10 protein-coding genes are annotated in these 15,185 nt (G+C 70.8%); 6 read left to right on the top strand and 4 right to left on the bottom strand.

Annotation, left to right across the window (positions count from 1 at the left end; translation table 11 throughout):
• Nucleotides 1-7: 7 nt before the first annotated feature.
• A complete protein-coding gene (locus tag ACWEEU_RS21040) occupies nucleotides 8-1,270 on the bottom strand; it encodes a cytochrome P450 (protein ID WP_385747428.1) in 1,263 nt (420 codons plus the stop codon).
• 192 nt (nucleotides 1,271-1,462) lie between these two features.
• On the opposite strand from ACWEEU_RS21040, the gene amaB reads away from it, so the two are divergent.
• The 5 genes from amaB (at nucleotide 1,463) to ACWEEU_RS21015 (ending at nucleotide 7,907) form a co-directional block, all read left to right on the top strand.
• Nucleotides 1,463-2,992 (top strand): L-piperidine-6-carboxylate dehydrogenase, encoded by a 1,530-nt coding sequence (gene amaB / locus ACWEEU_RS21035; RefSeq protein ID WP_451734181.1) that lies wholly within the window; start codon nucleotides 1,463-1,465, stop codon nucleotides 2,990-2,992.
• Nucleotides 2,993-3,034: 42 nt separating this feature from the next.
• The gene (gene lat, locus ACWEEU_RS21030; RefSeq protein ID WP_451734179.1) at nucleotides 3,035-4,384 is read left to right on the top strand and encodes an L-lysine 6-transaminase; all 1,350 of its coding nucleotides are present in this window, start codon (nucleotides 3,035-3,037) and stop codon (nucleotides 4,382-4,384) included.
• A gap of 310 nt (nucleotides 4,385-4,694) precedes the next feature.
• Nucleotides 4,695-5,402, top strand: coding sequence for a DNA-binding response regulator (locus ACWEEU_RS21025; RefSeq protein WP_385747435.1), 708 nt, complete (start codon nucleotides 4,695-4,697; stop codon nucleotides 5,400-5,402).
• The gene (locus tag ACWEEU_RS21020; RefSeq protein WP_385747437.1) at nucleotides 5,399-6,640 is read left to right on the top strand and encodes a winged helix-turn-helix domain-containing protein; all 1,242 of its coding nucleotides are present in this window, start codon (nucleotides 5,399-5,401) and stop codon (nucleotides 6,638-6,640) included. Before ACWEEU_RS21025 ends, ACWEEU_RS21020 begins: the two co-directional genes overlap by 4 nt.
• A gap of 103 nt (nucleotides 6,641-6,743) precedes the next feature.
• On the top strand, nucleotides 6,744-7,907 hold the full coding sequence (locus ACWEEU_RS21015) for an aminotransferase (RefSeq protein ID WP_451734176.1): 1,164 nt from the start codon (nucleotides 6,744-6,746) through the stop codon (nucleotides 7,905-7,907).
• Between the two features lie 10 nt (nucleotides 7,908-7,917).
• On the opposite strand, the gene vioC is transcribed toward ACWEEU_RS21015, so the two are convergent.
• Nucleotides 7,918-8,946: an arginine beta-hydroxylase, Fe(II)/alpha-ketoglutarate-dependent gene (gene vioC / locus ACWEEU_RS21010; RefSeq protein WP_385747440.1), complete on the bottom strand. Its 1,029-nt coding sequence runs from the start codon at nucleotides 8,944-8,946 to the stop codon at nucleotides 7,918-7,920.
• 252 nt (nucleotides 8,947-9,198) lie between these two features.
• Between vioC and ACWEEU_RS21005 the strand changes: the two genes are divergently transcribed.
• Complete coding sequence (locus ACWEEU_RS21005; protein WP_385747442.1) at nucleotides 9,199-10,338, top strand: aminotransferase class I/II-fold pyridoxal phosphate-dependent enzyme; 1,140 nt, start codon at nucleotides 9,199-9,201, stop codon at nucleotides 10,336-10,338.
• A 142-nt stretch (nucleotides 10,339-10,480) separates the two neighbouring features.
• On the opposite strand, the gene ACWEEU_RS21000 is transcribed toward ACWEEU_RS21005, so the two are convergent.
• Both ACWEEU_RS21000 and ACWEEU_RS20995 read right to left on the bottom strand, forming a co-directional pair.
• A complete protein-coding gene (locus ACWEEU_RS21000) occupies nucleotides 10,481-12,778 on the bottom strand; it encodes a M20/M25/M40 family metallo-hydrolase (protein ID WP_451734173.1) in 2,298 nt (765 codons plus the stop codon).
• Nucleotides 12,779-12,822: 44 nt separating this feature from the next.
• Nucleotides 12,823-15,159, bottom strand: a complete 2,337-nt coding sequence (locus tag ACWEEU_RS20995) for a lantibiotic dehydratase (RefSeq protein ID WP_451734171.1) — start codon at nucleotides 15,157-15,159, stop codon at nucleotides 12,823-12,825.
• Between the last annotated feature and the right edge of the window lie 26 nt (nucleotides 15,160-15,185).

The following is a 15,185-nucleotide window of genomic DNA, read 5'->3' as shown; positions in this document are numbered from 1 at the left end:
TCCACCCCTACAGGGCGGGCACGTCCGGCAGGGGGCGCGGCTTGTCGCGCAGGGTCACCGAGGTGGGCAGCACGGCATAGCCGCGCTGGTGCGGAGAGTGCACGCGCCGGGCGTACGTCATGTCGATGTCGTAGTCGGCGATACGCGCCCCGATCTCCTCCAGGGCGATCTTGATCTCCAGCTTGGCGAGGGCGGCGCCCAGGCAGTAGTGCGGACCGTGTCCGAAGCTGATGAGCTGGCTGGTGTCCCGGTCCAGATCGAAGCGGTCGGGGTCGGAGAAGACCCGTCGGTCGCGGTTGCCGGAGGCGGGCAGGATGGCGACGCGGCTGCCTTCCGGCAGCAGGACGTCGTGCAGCACCGTGTCCTCGGTGACGGTCCGGGCGACCATCTGGCTGGCCGAGTCGTAGCGCAGGGTCTCCATCGTCCAGTCGTCGGGACGGTGTTCCAGGCCGGCCCGTTTCACGTCGGGGTGCAGCCAGCCGTGGTACCAGGCGTTCCCGATGACCTTGCCCGTCGACTCGTTCCCCGCGGTGATCAGCAGGAAGAGGAAGGCGACGATCTCCGAGTCGCTCAGCGGCCGGTCCTTGACCCGCACGTCCAGAAGGTGCGAGGTGAGGTCGTGGCCGGGCTTGCGCCGCAACTCGGTGACGTGCGCGACGAAGTACGCGGCGAGGCGCAGGGCGGCCTGGACGGAGCCCGCCGGGCGGTCCTCCTCACCGTCGCCCCGCATGTTCAGCATGTCGGTGTCGGCGCGGATGAGGTCCCAGTCGGCGGCGGGGATGCCGACCATGTCGCACACGATGTCGTTGGGCAGGGCCGCCGCGTAGTCGCTCGCGAAGTCGAACTCGCCCTGCTCCAGCAGCGGCAGCAGCCGGTCACGCGCCATCCTGCGGATGCGGGCCTCCTGCCCGGTGACGTGCCGGGCGGTGAAGCCGCTGGACACCAGGGTGCGCAGCCTGCCGTGCTCCGGCGGGTCCATGGCGAGGAAGAAGCTGGTCTTGTACGCCTCGGGTCCCCACAGTTCGGTCTCCAGGGAGATGCCGTTGCGGTTGGAGAACAGCTTGGGGCTGCGCAGCGCCGCGAGCACGTCCTCGTGCCGGGACAGCGCCCAGAAATCGCGTTCCTCGTTCCGGTAGACCGGCTCGTTCTCCCGCATCCAGGCATAGACCGGGTAGGGGTCCTCGTGCAATTCCCAGGAGAACGGGTCATAGACAGGCCGATCCACCGCATCGATCACGCTGTCCTGCCTGGCCGAGCTGTCGGTGTGCATCTATACGACTCCATCGCCGGTGCGAACAGGGCCCCCTGCGCCCTGCGCCAGGAACTTACGACGCGAACGGCGAGCTGTCCTGTCACGCGAACCGGGGGCTGCCGGGACCGTCCGTGCCGACGTGTGCTAGGGGCTGCCGAACGTCAGGAACTCCGCCGACCGCGGCCCGCCTCACCTTGTCAGGAGCCCTGCATGACCACCGTTGCCCTGCCCTCCACGGACGACCTGCGTGTGCGTGCCCTCGCGTGCCTGGACCGCATCGGTGTGGTGGTGCCGGAGGGCGACGACCTGTACGCCCGGACGCCGATCACGGGAGAGGACCTGTTCGGGCTGAAGGGCAGTGGCGCGGCGGAGGCGGAAGCGGCCGTGACCGCCGCCCACGAAACGTTCCTCGCCTGGCGTTCCACGCCGGCTCCGCGCCGCGGTGACGTCGTGCGCCGCTTCGGCGATCTGGTGCGCGAGCACCACGAGGACCTGGCCGAGCTGATCACCCTGGAGGTCGGCAAGATCGGGGCCGAGGCGTACGGCGAGGTCCAGGAGATGATCGACATCGCGGACTACGCGGTCGGCCTCTCCCGGCAGCTGTACGGGCGGGTCATCGCGTCCGAGCGGGCCGGGCACCGGATGGTCGAGTCCTGGCACCCGCTGGGTGTCGTCGGCGTCATCTCCGCGTTCAACTTCCCGGCCGCCGTCTGGTCCTGGAACACCACGGTCGCGCTGGTCTGCGGGGACACCGTCGTGTGGAAGCCGTCCGAGCAGGCGTCACTGATCGCGCTGGCCTGCGACCGGCTGCTGGCCCGGGCCGCCGAGGAGTCGGGCGCCCCGGCCGGCATCCACCACCTGCTGCTCGGCGGACGGGAGACCGGCGAGACGCTCGTCGACGATCCGCGGGTGGCGCTGGTCAGCGCCACCGGCTCGGTGCCGATGGGCCGGGCCGTCGGCCCCCGGGTGGCCGCGCGCTTCGGGCGCTCCCTGCTGGAACTCGGCGGCAACAACGCGGCCATCATCGCCCCCAGCGCCGACCTCGAACTCGCCCTGCCCGCGGTCCTCTTCGCCGCGGCCGGCACCGCGGGGCAGCGCTGCACCTCGCTGCGGCGGCTCATCGTGCACCGGGACGTCGTGGACGAGCTGCTGCCGCGGCTGACCGCCGCCTTCGAGCGGCTTCCCGTCGGCGACCCGTTCGACAAGGACACGCTCGTCGGCCCCCTGATCTCCCGGGCTCCGCTCGAGACGATGCGGAAGGCGATCGCCCGGGTCACGGAAGACGGCGGAAAACTGCTGGTCGGCGGCGACCGGGTCGAGACGACCCCCGAGTCCGAAGCCGCGTACGTACGGCCCGCGGTCGTGCGGATCGACGCGCACTCCCCCGTGGTGCGGGAGGAGACGTTCGCGCCGCTGCTGTACGTGCTGACGTACGACACGCTCGACGAGGCCATCGCCCTGCAGAACGACGTCCCGCAGGGCCTGTCCGCCAGCATCTTCACGCGGGACCAGCAGGAGGCCGAGATCTTCATGTCCGCCGTCGGCGCGGACACCGGACTGGTGAACGTGAACCTGGGCACGTCGGGGGCGGAGATCGGCGGCGCCTTCGGTGGCGAGAAGGAGACCGGGGGCGGCCGGGCGTGCGGCTCGGACGCGTGGCACGCGTACATGCGCCGGTCGACCGGCGTCGTCAACTACTCGGGTGAGGTGGCCCTCGCCCAGAACATCAGCTTCTCCTGACCGGTCAGGACGCCCACCCGCCCCCGACGCGAGGACCCGCAGATGTCTCTCCCCACCACCGCCTCGATCACCCCTGCCCAGGTCCACCCGAGCCTGTCGGCCCACATGCTCGTCGACGGATACCCGTTCGTCCTCGACCTGGCGCGCAGCCACGGCAGCTGGCTGGTCGACGCGCTCACCGGGCGTTCCTACCTCGATCTCTTCACCTTCTACGCGTCCAGTCCGCTGGGCTTCAATCCGCCGGAGGTCGTGGAGGACGCCGAGTTCGCCAGGCTGCTGGCGAAAGTCGCCGCCAACAAGCCGTCGAACGCGGACGCCTACACCCCGGAACTCGCGGAGTTCGTCACTACGTTCGCCCGGGTGCTGGGCGACCCCGAACTGCCGCACCTGTTCTTCGTCGAAGGCGGAGCACTGGCCGTGGAGAACGCGCTGAAGTGCGCGTTCGACTGGAAGAGCCGACGGAACGAGGCGGCCGGCCGGTCCGCGTCGCTCGGCACGCAGGTGCTGCACCTGAAGTACGCCTTCCACGGCCGCAGCGGATACACCCTGTCCCTGACCAACACCGAACCGGTCAAGACCGAACGCTTTCCGGTCTTCGACTGGCCCCGCATCGACACGCCCGCGATCCGTTTCCCGCTGGACGAGCGCAACACCCGGCTGGTCGAGGACGCCGAGCGGGCGGCGCTCGCCCAGGCCGAGGCGAGTTTCGCGGCGCACCCGCACGACATCGCGTGCTTCATCGCCGAGCCCATCCTGAGCGAGGGCGGCGACAAGCATCTGCGTCCCGAGTTCCTCCAGGCGATGCAGCGGCTGTGCCACGCGCACGACGCGCTGTTCGTGCTCGACGAGGTGCAGACCGGGGTGGGTCTGACCGGAACGCCGTGGGCGTACCAGCAGCTGGGGATCGAGCCGGACGTGGTGGCCTTCGGCAAGAAGGCTCAGGTCGGCGGGGTCATGGCCGGCCGGCGGGTGGACCTGGTGCCGGACAACGTCTTCCGCGTCAGCGCCCGTGTCGGCTCGACCTGGGCGGGCGGTCTCACCGACATGGTCCGCTCGCGCCGTCTGCTCGAGGTCATCGAACGCGACCGGCTGATCGAGCGAGCCGTGTCGTTGGGCGCCCATCTGCTGGAGGGGTTCCGTTCGCTTGCCGACCGGTTCCCGGGTCTGCTCTCCAACGCCCGGGGACGGGGGCTGATGTGCTCCTTCGACCTGCCGTCGGCCGCGATCCGCGACGCGTTCGTCGACATCCTGCGGGAGGAAGGGGTCCTCGTGCTCCCCGGCGGTGAACGCACCGTGCGGCTGCGGCCCGCGCTGTCGGTCAGCGAGGAGGAGTTGTCCCTCGCCCTCGACGCGTTCGGCCGGGCGCTCAAGCACTGCGCCGACGGCGCGTGAGAACGCCGTTCCCCGCCGGCTCCCCGGCCGGGTCGAGTCCGCTGAGCCCGCTCAGAAAATTGGCTCAATCTGGTAGCTGGCATGTCCACTTGTCCCTCGAAACAGCTACAGGTCAAGCGAGACGCGACTGATAACATTCGATTTCGAATCGGGATGTACGGCCCTGGGGAAGCGGTTTACTCGATTGGGGGGATGCGCAGGCCTGGCCGGATCAAGCGGCGGCTGCAACGACACGATCACATACGGCCGTTGCTCCATATCTGAATGCCACAGTACTGTCAAGCATTTATAGCTCAAAGTACGGGGATTTATGATCAGGACCGAAGCAATTACGGCGTCTCCCATCTTCTTGGCCGGACTCGTCCAGGTTCTTGACGGTTCCGGAATCGACGTGACCGCACGGTCGTCCCAGGCGAACCCGCCCAGACGGACCGATGTCGTCCTCCTCGACGCCGAAGCTCTGTGCGTTGCCTCCCTGCAACAGATCACCGAACTCGCCGCCCAGGCACCAGTCCTCGTCGTGAATCACGCGTCCGAGGCCGACTCCGCCCCCTACCTGCGGGCGGGTGCCTCCGGCGTCATCCACAAGAACGGTTCGGTCGCCTGCATCATACGAGCTATTCAGGCTCTCGCCGCCGGTTCCAGACCCACCCCGTGCCTGTGCGGCCCCACCCAGCCCTCGCTCGAAAGCACCGGCCCCGCCGCCCAGGAGGGAATGAGCGCCCCGGACGGCAACCTCTCCGACCGGGAAACTCAAGTACTCCGTCAGATATCCCGCGGACTCACCCACGGACAGATAGCGACCCGGCTCGGAATCAGCCCGCACACCGTCGACACGTACGTCAAACGCATTCGAGCCAAACTGGGTGTCGGAAACAAGGCGGAACTCACCCGGGTCGCGTTACTCGGACAGCAAACGGGCGCCTACACCACCGGCCGGACACACAACAGCGAGCACCTCCTGGGACTGGGACGTTCCCTCGGACAGCTCGCCCAGCAAGGAGCCGCAGCACGATGACCCCGCCCAAGGCGACTCTCACGCTCAGCAAGGCCGAGGCGCGCCGACTCGCCCTGTCCAGACAGCACTTGACCGCGTCCCGGCCCGATCCGACGCCGGACGGACTGCGTACCGTCCTGCGCTCCCTGCGCTATCTCCAGCTCGACCCCGTGAACGTGGTGGCGCCCAGCCACGAACTGGTGGTCTGGAGCCGGCTGGGTCCCGAGGCGGCGCCGCACCTGTCCACGATCTGGTGGCAGGACCGCTGGCTCTTCGAGTACTGGGCCCACGCGGCGGCCATCGTGCTCACCGAGGACTACCCGCTGCACCGCGCGACGATGGACGCCTACCCGCCGCCCAACCGGTCCTTCACCCAGGTCTGGCTGGACGCCAACGTGGTGCTGGCCAAGCACGTCCTGTCCCGCCTCGCCGAGGGCACCCCCCTGCCCACGGAGGCGTTCGACGACTGCGCGGCCATGGACTGGCCGTCCTCCGGCTGGACGGCCGGCCGCAACGTCGAGCGGATGCTCACCTTCCTCTGGCTCCAGGGCAAGGTGATGGTGCAGGGCCGCGAGGGCGGCCTGCGTCTGTGGGGTCTGCCCGACGCCTGCCTGCCGCCCGACGCCGACCGGCGGCCGATGTCGGCCGAGCAGAAGGTCACGACGGCCACCGAGCACACGCTCCGGGCCCTCGGGGTAGCCCGCCCGCTCGACATCAGGCAGTACTTCCTGCGCGGCCAGTACGACGGCCTGCCCGGCGTGCTGCGCGCCCTCACCGAACAGGGCCGCGTCATCCCGGTCCGCGTCGAAGGCGGCAAACCGAACGAGACCTGGTACGTGCACGCGGAGGCGGAGGACGAGCTGACCGCGATCCGCTCCGGCGACTGGCACGGGCGCACCGCCCTGCTCTCCCCCTTCGACAACCTCGTCAGCGACCGCCGGCTCACCCAGCGGCTGTGGGACTTCGACTTCCGCAACGAGATGTACATACCCAAGGCCAAGCGGGAGTACGGCTACTACCTGTTGCCGATCGTCCACGACGACCAGCTCGTCGGCCGGATCTCCCCGCGCGTGGAGCGCAAGCGGGACAGTCTGCTGGTCGAGGGAATTCACCTGGAGCCGGGCGTCCAGCCGACGGCCGCGCTGCGCCGGGCGGTCGTCGGTCAGCTGGAGGACCTCGCCGCCTTCCGCGGCGTGAGCGACATCGAGTACGGGGAGGTGCTCCCGGACGGCTGGCGGCCCGCGCTCCTGTCGTCCTGACCCGCCCACTCCTCGATGGCACGTCCCCTGAAGAGGGGGTTGGCGGCGCCCGACGGGTCCGGGGAAGCTCGGTGCGACGAGCTCTCTTCGAAGGAGAACCGGCGTGCGACTCACCTCCAGGACCCTGCTGCGAACCCCCTCGCCCATCGGGGCGACTTACGCGCTGCTCGACGAGCGCGACGGGAACGGGAGCGCCGCCCTGCTCGACCTCGCGCAGGCGGCCCCCGCTTACCCGCCGGCCCCGTCGGTCGTGGAGCACATCGTCTCCGTGGCCCGGGACGCCCACGGCGCCGACTACGTCGATCTGGCGGGGCTGCCGAAGCTGCGGACGGCCTTCGCCGAGGAGCTGTCCCGCGACTACCGGGGCCGTGTCGGGGCGGAGAACGTCGTCGTCACCGCCGGCTGCAACCAGGCCTTCTGCCTGGTGACCTCGGCTCTGGCCGAGCCGGGCGACGAGATCATCCTGCCGTTGCCGTACTACTTCAACCACGACATGTGGCTGGGGCTGGACGGCATCACCCCCGTCCACCTGGAACCCGGGGCCGACCTCGTGCCGCGCGCCGCGGCGGCCGAGGCCCTCATCACCCCGCGCACCCGGGCCATCGCCCTGGTCACGCCCGGCAACCCCACCGGGGTCACGATCCCGCCGGAGGAGATCGTCGCGTTCGCGCGGGTCGCCGAGCGGCACGGGATCGCCCTGATCCTCGACGAGACGTACCGCTCGTTCCGCGGCACGGACGAACCCCCGCACCCCCTGTTCGCCGACCCCGGCTGGCAGGAGACGGTCGTCAGTCTGCACAGCTTCTCCAAGGACCTCGCGATCCCCGGTTACCGGGTCGGCGCGATCGTGGCGTCGCCCGCCCTGAACGAGGAGATCATGAAGCTCCTCGACTGCGTCACGATCTGCCCGCCGCGCATCGGCCAGGAGGCCGCCTGGGCCGGACTCACCGGGGCAGGCCAGTGGCGCCGGGAGCGGGCAGCGGAGATCGTCGCGAAGCGGAACGCGTTCGCCCGGGTCATGGCGCGGCGTCCGGGAGGGTTCGAACTGCTCTCCGCCGGCGGCTTCTTCGGCTGGCTGCGCCATCCGTTCACCGACCGGCCGACCGAGGACGTGGTGCGCGAACTCCTGCTGAAGCAGGATGTCCTGGTGCTGCCGGGCACGGCCTTCCACCCCGAGGACCAGCGCACACTGCGGGTCAGCGTCAGCAACGTGACACAGGCCGCTCTGCACGACTTCGCCGACCGCCTCGCGGCAGCCGGCGGGTGAGGGGTCGCGATCAGTAGATGACGCGGTCGTCGGTCGCGGGACGCCAGGCCCGCGAACCCCGCAGGTTACGGGTGATGTTGAGCCTCTTCAGCCAGCGGTCCGACCCGTCGTAGCGGGCCTGGAACGACTTGCGGCCGTGCACCGAGCGGAAGTTGTCGATGAAGACCAGGTCGCCGGGGCGCAGCACGACGTCCTTCATCGCCCTCTCGATCTCCTCGCACAGCTGCTTGAACGCCTGCCGGCTGCGGTCCGTCCATCCCGAGGGATCCATGTGGTACGGATCGAGGGCCATGTACGGGTCGTCGCGGTCCCCGTAGAGCAGGGGCCGCTTCTGCGGGTTGTCGTTCCACTCCTGGATGAGCCGGAAGCTGCGCTCGCGAAGCGCGTCGATGCGCGGGTCACCGGAGGACGCCAGTCCCTGCTGCGGCTGGTGCGAGTTGTCGGGCATGACGGTGAACTCCGCCTCGAACAGGGCGTCCACGTCGACGTTCGACCAGTCCATGTCCGGCACGGTCGACACGACCGTCTCCACCGCGTCCGGGTTCTTGAGGCACATCAGCGCCACGTAGTCGCCCCGGCAGGGATGGAAGGCGTCCTCCGTGTGCCACGAGAGGTGCTGAAGGCTGTTGGAGCCGATCTCGTAGTTCTCGTGGCCCTTGATCGGCAGGACGTCGTGCATGATGCGGCCGTCCTGCTGCGTCGCCCATCCGAAGACGTCGCCGAGGGCGGTGGCGCACAGCAGGAAGAAGATCTCCTGGCGGAAGGCCGGCGAGTCGAACTGGCTGTCGCGCCAGTGCTCCGGCGTCGGGCCCAGCTCCGCCTCGTCCACGTCCAGACCGGAGATCCGGCAGAGCGCCGACGGCTCCGCGAAGCGGAATTCCTCGAGAAACGACAAGAGGTGGGTGGGCAGCCCCTTCGCGAGCACGGGAGCCCGGCGGAGGAGCTCGGGGTTCTCGATCGTGTCGTACGTCGCCGCCAGCCCGGCGAGCATCGGCGTGAGCGCCGCGTTGTCCTCGGGTGTGAGCGCCAGGTGATGCATGGCTTCCGTCCTCCACCTTCCCGCCGCCGGTGCTGTGCACCCGCGGTCCGACGTGAACGGATCGGAGTCTAGGCACGGAGGGGAAAGCCTCGCGGTCCCCCTTAGAGGGGACAGGCACACAGGGCGCGACCCTCTCTATATTTTCGGCAACGTGACAGTTCCTGCGGAGCCCAATCGCGCTTTCGTGACGCCCGAATCGGTTCATCAATACGGCGAGCAGAAGGCATCCGGGGACCTATTGAAGGGCTGAGGATGACCGAAATTGTCAATCTGACGACAATGGAAGTTGACGCGCTGATGGACGTCGACGGTGGGCTCAACCTCACCGACGGACACGCCCGGCTCGTTCTCACACCACAGCAGTCCGACATTGTCGCCCGCATTCCCGAAATGTTTGTGGAGGCCACCCGCCGGCCGTTCTCCGAGATCGAACTCGCGGCCCACAAGGCGTTCTTCAGCGCGGTCGGCCAGCACACCGCGCCGGTCGGCACCGGTCGGATCCTCAGCTGCTACTCGTCGACGCTCGCCACGGACATCGTCGCCCGCGCGCTGCCGGCGGGGGCGACGGTCGCGGTGCTCCACCCGACGTTCGACAACATCGCCGACCTGCTGAGGACCCGCGGTCTGCACCTCGTCCCGATGTCCGAGGAGGACCTCCTCGCCGAGAAGTGGCCGGGCGCCCCGGTCGACGCCATCGTGGTGACGCTGCCCAACAACCCGACCGGGCTGATCACCCCCGAGGGGCACCTCCGGTCCCTGGCGGAGCACGCCGCGCGGAACGGCCAGACGGTCATCATCGACGCCAGCTTCCGCGGCCAGGTCCGCGACGCGCAGTACGACACCTACGCGGTGCTCGACGCCGCGGGCTGCGCCTGGATCACCATCGAGGACACCGGCAAGCTGTGGCCGACGCACGAGCTGAAGATCGGAATGCTCGCCTACAGCGAGCGCACCGACCTGCCGATCGAGTACGCCTTCTCCGAGTCGCTGCTCGCGGCGTCCCCGGTCGTTCTGCAGCTCATCACGGAGCTGGCCGGGGACTGGGTCGACGGCGGCTACGAGCGGGCGCGCGACCTGGTCGAGCGCAACCGCGCCACGGTCAAGGAGACGATCGGCCAGGTCGGCCTGCGGCTGGCCGACCCGGACTCCCAGATCAGCGTGGCGCGCATCGAACTCCCCGAGGAGGGGCCCGACTCGGCTGTCCTGCACAAGGAGATGCTCGTACGCGGCGTCCACGTGCTGCCGTGCTCGCCCTTCCACTGGGCCGACCCGGACAGCGGTCTGCGCTTCATCCGGGTCTCGCTGGCCCGGCCGTTCGAGACGGTCCGGAAGGCCGTGCAGACGATGGCCGAGGCCTACCGGGACCTCGCCCCCGCCCCGTCGGCACGCTGACGGGACCACACGACGCGTAAGGCGGCACAGCCCTTGAGCGGGGTGGTGCCGCCTTACGCGTCGTGTGGTCCCGCGGACGGGAACGAGGCGGACCGCCTGCCGGGCACGGGCGAGTCCGTGCCGCGGGCAGGGGGTGGCCGCCTCAGCCCTTGAAGGTCCGTACGACGAAGGTCTGACCCGCGACCGACGGCCAGCCCGCCCAGCTCCGGTCCGCGCCCAGTGCGGGTGCGCCGACCCCGTCGGGGAGGCCGACCTCGCCGGCCACCACGCGCAGCGGCAGCGGGCCCGCGCCCCGCGCGCGGACGACGATGTCGAGTCCGTCCGCCGGCGGCGCCGCGTAGGTGACACCCCAGCCCCACTTGCCGTGCGGGTGGTTGCGGCCCCCGGAGATCCGTCTTCCCTCGACGGAGGCGCCGAGGATCTCGTGGTCGCCGGTGTCGGCGTACACGGCGAGGCTGTAGCTGTCCGCGGGCGCCTTGACGCGCATCCGAATCGTGCGCACACCGCCCGCCTCGGTCACCGAGATGTCCTCGGCGCGCGGAAGGTCCAGCCGGGCGGCCTTGGCCACGCCGTTCGGCAGCGCGACGCCGGACAGCGGTGGAACCCGGTCGTCGTAACGGACGGGGTGCTTGCCGAGGAACGGGCCGACCGTGCGCTCGGAGGTGTCGCCGAGGCCGACCCACGTCGCCTTGCCCGTGTCGGACTCGAGCACGTACCCGAGGCTGACCGCCTTGGGCTCGTCGGCGCTGTAGCCGTCGAGAGCGGCGCTCACGCCGAGCGTGGCCACGCCCGCCACCGCCGCCGTCAGCATCACCGCGGTGGCCACCCGGCGCCGCGGCAGCGGTTCCACCGCCCACAGGAGCGCGCCCCCCACGAACGCCGCCAGGACCAGCGGGACGGCCACGGCCGACAGACCCAGGGTGGGCAGCAGCATGAGGACCACCGGCAGCACGAGGGCCACGGCCGGTACCGCGGCCGGTGCCCCGGCCACGGTCCGCCAGGGAGAACTCCCGGACGTGTACCGCAGGATCGCGGCGACGGCGGCGAGGCCGATCAGGGCCGGCCAGGTGAAGAGGTAGGCGGCTCCGGGCAGCAGTACGGCACACACCAGGGCGAGAAGCGCGAACCAGCCGAGCACGGCCACCGTGACGTCGAGCGGTGACGCCTCCCGGCGGGCCCACCGGTACCAGGCGACGAGCAGGACCAGGAGCAGGAGCGTCTCCCCCGCGGCGTAGCGGCCCAGGTGGTAGACGCTGCCGGCGGTGAGCACGAAGTCCGGACGGAACTGTGCCACCGCCCACCAGGCGGCCACCCCGAGTGCCGCCGCGCCGATCAGCGTCAGCGGGAACGTGGCGGCGGCCCGTCCGACCCGGCGCGGGGCGAGTCCCGTACGGCGGCCGAACCACATGAGCGGCGCTACGGCCAGCAGTGCCAGCAGGGCGAGCGGCAGGACCAGCCACGCCGGGTAGGACACGAGCGTGCCGAACAGGGAGAAGTACGTGGCGGCCGAACCGCTCCCGGCGAGGTCCTCGCCGCCCAGTCGCCGGACCGCGCCGAGCGCGCTGTCGCCCATGTCCTGGACGGACGTGGGGTCGAGCCGGGCGATGTCGTCGTGGTCGGTGTGGTAGTGCGGGGAGCCGCCCATGAAGGCGAAGTTGAGACCCCGCATACCGGCCTCGTCGAAGACCGTCAGGTCCGTGTCGTGCGGCAGCAGCCGGTACACCTCGTCGGCGAGTGACGTGGTGAACGCGCCCGACGCCCGCACAGCGGAGGTGAGGCCCCCGCCCGCCATCTGGAACATCACGGCGGGCCCGGAGACGCCCCGGGCCTCCATGTTGATCACGACGGTCCGCTCCGGGGCGGCTGCCTGCCGGGTCCCGGCCTCCGCGTCCACGAACGCCTGCGCGCCGAGCAGGCCGTCCTCCTCGCCTTCCGTGAAGAGGACTTCGACGTCGTTGCGGAGCCGCGGTCCGGCCTCGAGCGCGCCGGCGATCTCGAGGATCGCCGCGACGTTGGCGCCGTCGTCGGCGGCGCCGGGGCCCGTCGGCACCGAGTCGTAGTGGGCGACGAGCAGGATGCGGCCGGTGGACCGCTTGCCGGGGATCGTGGCGTGGATGTCGGTGACCGTGGCGGCGTTGGCGGGCGCGTCGTGGGCGTCCCGGGCGGCGACCCGGGTCAGCTCCCGGGGGGTGAGCCCCTGCGCCCGCAGCTCACCGAGAAGGTAGGTACGTACGTCGTTCTGCGCGGCTGAACCGGTGGGGTGGGGGACCTTCGCGATGTGGTCGAGTCTGCCGATCGCGCGGGTCGCCGAGAAGTTCGCCTCGGCGGTGGAGGCCGGCCGGGCGTCGGGGGTGAGAAGCGGCAGCGTGGCCGCGACGGAGACGAGGAGCAGGAGCAGGAACGCGGCCAGGGCCGGTATCCGACTCCGAAGAGCGATCATGGCCTGCACGGAGGTACCTCGCGACGGGGGTGAGAGGGATCGGGTCACCGGCGGGCGGCATCGACGGCGACGATCCGCATTTCGGCGGTGTACCGCTGACCGGCGTGGTCACGCAGCCAGAGCCGGTCCGTGTCGGGGAGCATCTCGGAGAGCGTGAACCCGCCGCCCGCCTCGGCGGTCCTGCGGACGGATTTCGCCAGCAGGTTCACCAGCGCGAGGCTGCGGAAGTCGACGGCCATCGGCTTGCGTTCGACCGGCACCCGGTAGAAGCCGCGCTCGGGCAGACCGTGCCGGGCCCGCCAGGCGCGTGCGGCCGCGTACCTCCGCCGCTCGTCCTTGAGGAACGCCCAGTCGCAGTCCGCCGCGGGAAAGGTCCACGCCTCGCGCTCCACGACGAGCCGGTCGATGCTGATCCTGGGACGGTGACCCGCCCCGCCGAACGGGCTGAACGCGTTCGCGACGAGGAGCGACAGCGGTTCGCCGATCAGTTCCAGGAACGGGTACTCCCGGCCGTCGGTCCGGTGGCGCACGAGCAGTCCGCCGTCGCCCTTTCGTTCCACCATCAGGTCCGCGACCGACAGGGTGGTCGCTCCCGGGGGCGCATCGAAGGAGTCGGAGCCGATCGACAGATAGGTGTACTGCGGCAGTCTCAGCTCGGTCGCCCGGGCCATCCGCGACGTGGTCAGGGCGGCGTCCATGCGGGGGATGATGACCACCCGGCCGTCCATGCCCGAGGCGGCCGCACTGTCCCGCAGGCGCGCGGAGTCGGGGTGCTGGGAGACGAAGAGCTGGCTCTCCAGGGTGTTGATGGAGCAGTGCATCTCGCCGAGGACGAAGTCCACGTCCCCGCGTTCGGCCGCTTCCGGACTCTCCGTCAGGAACATGACGTCGGGCGAGTTCCAGCGGGCGCAGCTCCACAACGGCGCCCCGGTCGAGAACTCCCGGGCCACCCGGTCGGCGATCTCCGCGGCGCCGACCGTGTGCCGGCGCGTGTCGGCGAAGGACTCCAGGGGCAGGTCGACGACGCGGCGCCAGCGCTCACGGAACTCCGCGACCACCTCGTCGACCAGCTCCGAGCGGAGGTTGTCCGTGGAGAGCTGGGCGACCTCCGGGAGGAGCGCCGTGAGCATCTGGAGCAGAGGCATCGCCTCGGCGCCGCTCCGCTCCAGCACGCGGCGGCCCCGTGCGAGGTACCGTTCCGCGATGCTGTTGGCCAGCCAGAGGGCGCTGTCGAGCAGCAGCCCGAGGGGCGCGGCCAGCCGGTCGGTCACGTCGCGGCCGACACGGAGGTCCAGGTCGCGGACCGTGTCCTCGTAGACCAGCGTCCGTCCGGCGTAGGTGCCGCCGGCACGGCGAGTGGACGAGGACGTGGTGAGGCGTTCGAACTCGGCCGCGAGGTGCCGGGTGGCCCGCAGCAGGCGGTCCGGGTCCCCGGCCGAGGCGGCCACCTCGGCGCGGGCGGCGACGAGTTCGTCGAGCGGCCGCTCGGCGCGCTCTCGCACGGCCGGGTCGCCGAGCCGGGCGATGCGGTCGGCGAGGTCCCGCTCGGGCTCGGCGACGAGTCCGCCCACGAGATCGATCCGAATGACGCCGAGATCGCGCAGCCGCAGCAGAGCGGTCACGGTGTCGAGGTCGAACGGGGTACCCGCGATGTCGCCCACGGTGTGCCGGCCGTCGCACTGGCCGAGCACCCGCACTTCCTGCGCGGTCAGGGTGACCGGTGTGCGGAAGGGCAGCTGGACCGTCCAGCCGGTGAGTGAGGCGGAGGGGACGACCCGCGGGGTCAGCCAGGGCAGCACCTCGCGGCGGGCACCGACGGCGCGGGCCACGGCCTCGACGGCCCAGCCCTCGAAGTAGGTGGTGCGACGGCTCACGAGCGCGGGGCCGGGTGTGGCCGACAGACCGGTCGCCTCCGGGCTGATCTCGGCCCAGCCGACCGGGCCGAAGAAGCCGACCGTGTCGTTCTTCAGGCAGTAGCGCTGGAGGTAGGTGACGATCGTCTGCTCGTGGTAGCGGCCGCGCACGTTGCGGGGTTCACCGGCGGCCGCCTTGTCCAGGCAGTTGTGGACGAGCGCCGGGTTCTGCCAGGTGACGGCCTCGCGGAAGAACGGATCGGCGGCTGCCCTGCGGACCGCCGCGCTGAGCCGTTCGGCGGCGGCCTGGAACACCTTCGCGTAGCGCTCGCTGGACCCCTCCTCCCGATCGTCGAACTGGTCGGCGGCCGCGGCGAGTTCGGTGTCGCACAGCTCGGCGATCCGGTCGGCGGGGAACCCCGCGCTGCGCAGCGCGGCGTCACCCCACAGGTCCCAGCCCGTGGCACCGAGCGGTATCCGCAGCGGGTGTCCGTCGCCGGCGGGGTCCGTGCGGTTCGTGACGCGCATCTGTGATGCCCCTCGTTCCCTCTCGC

The organism is Streptomyces sp. NPDC005004 (genome assembly GCF_053600675.1).
The sequence above is the reverse complement of the archived record's forward strand: the minus strand, read 5'-3'. Positions and strand labels throughout refer to the sequence as shown.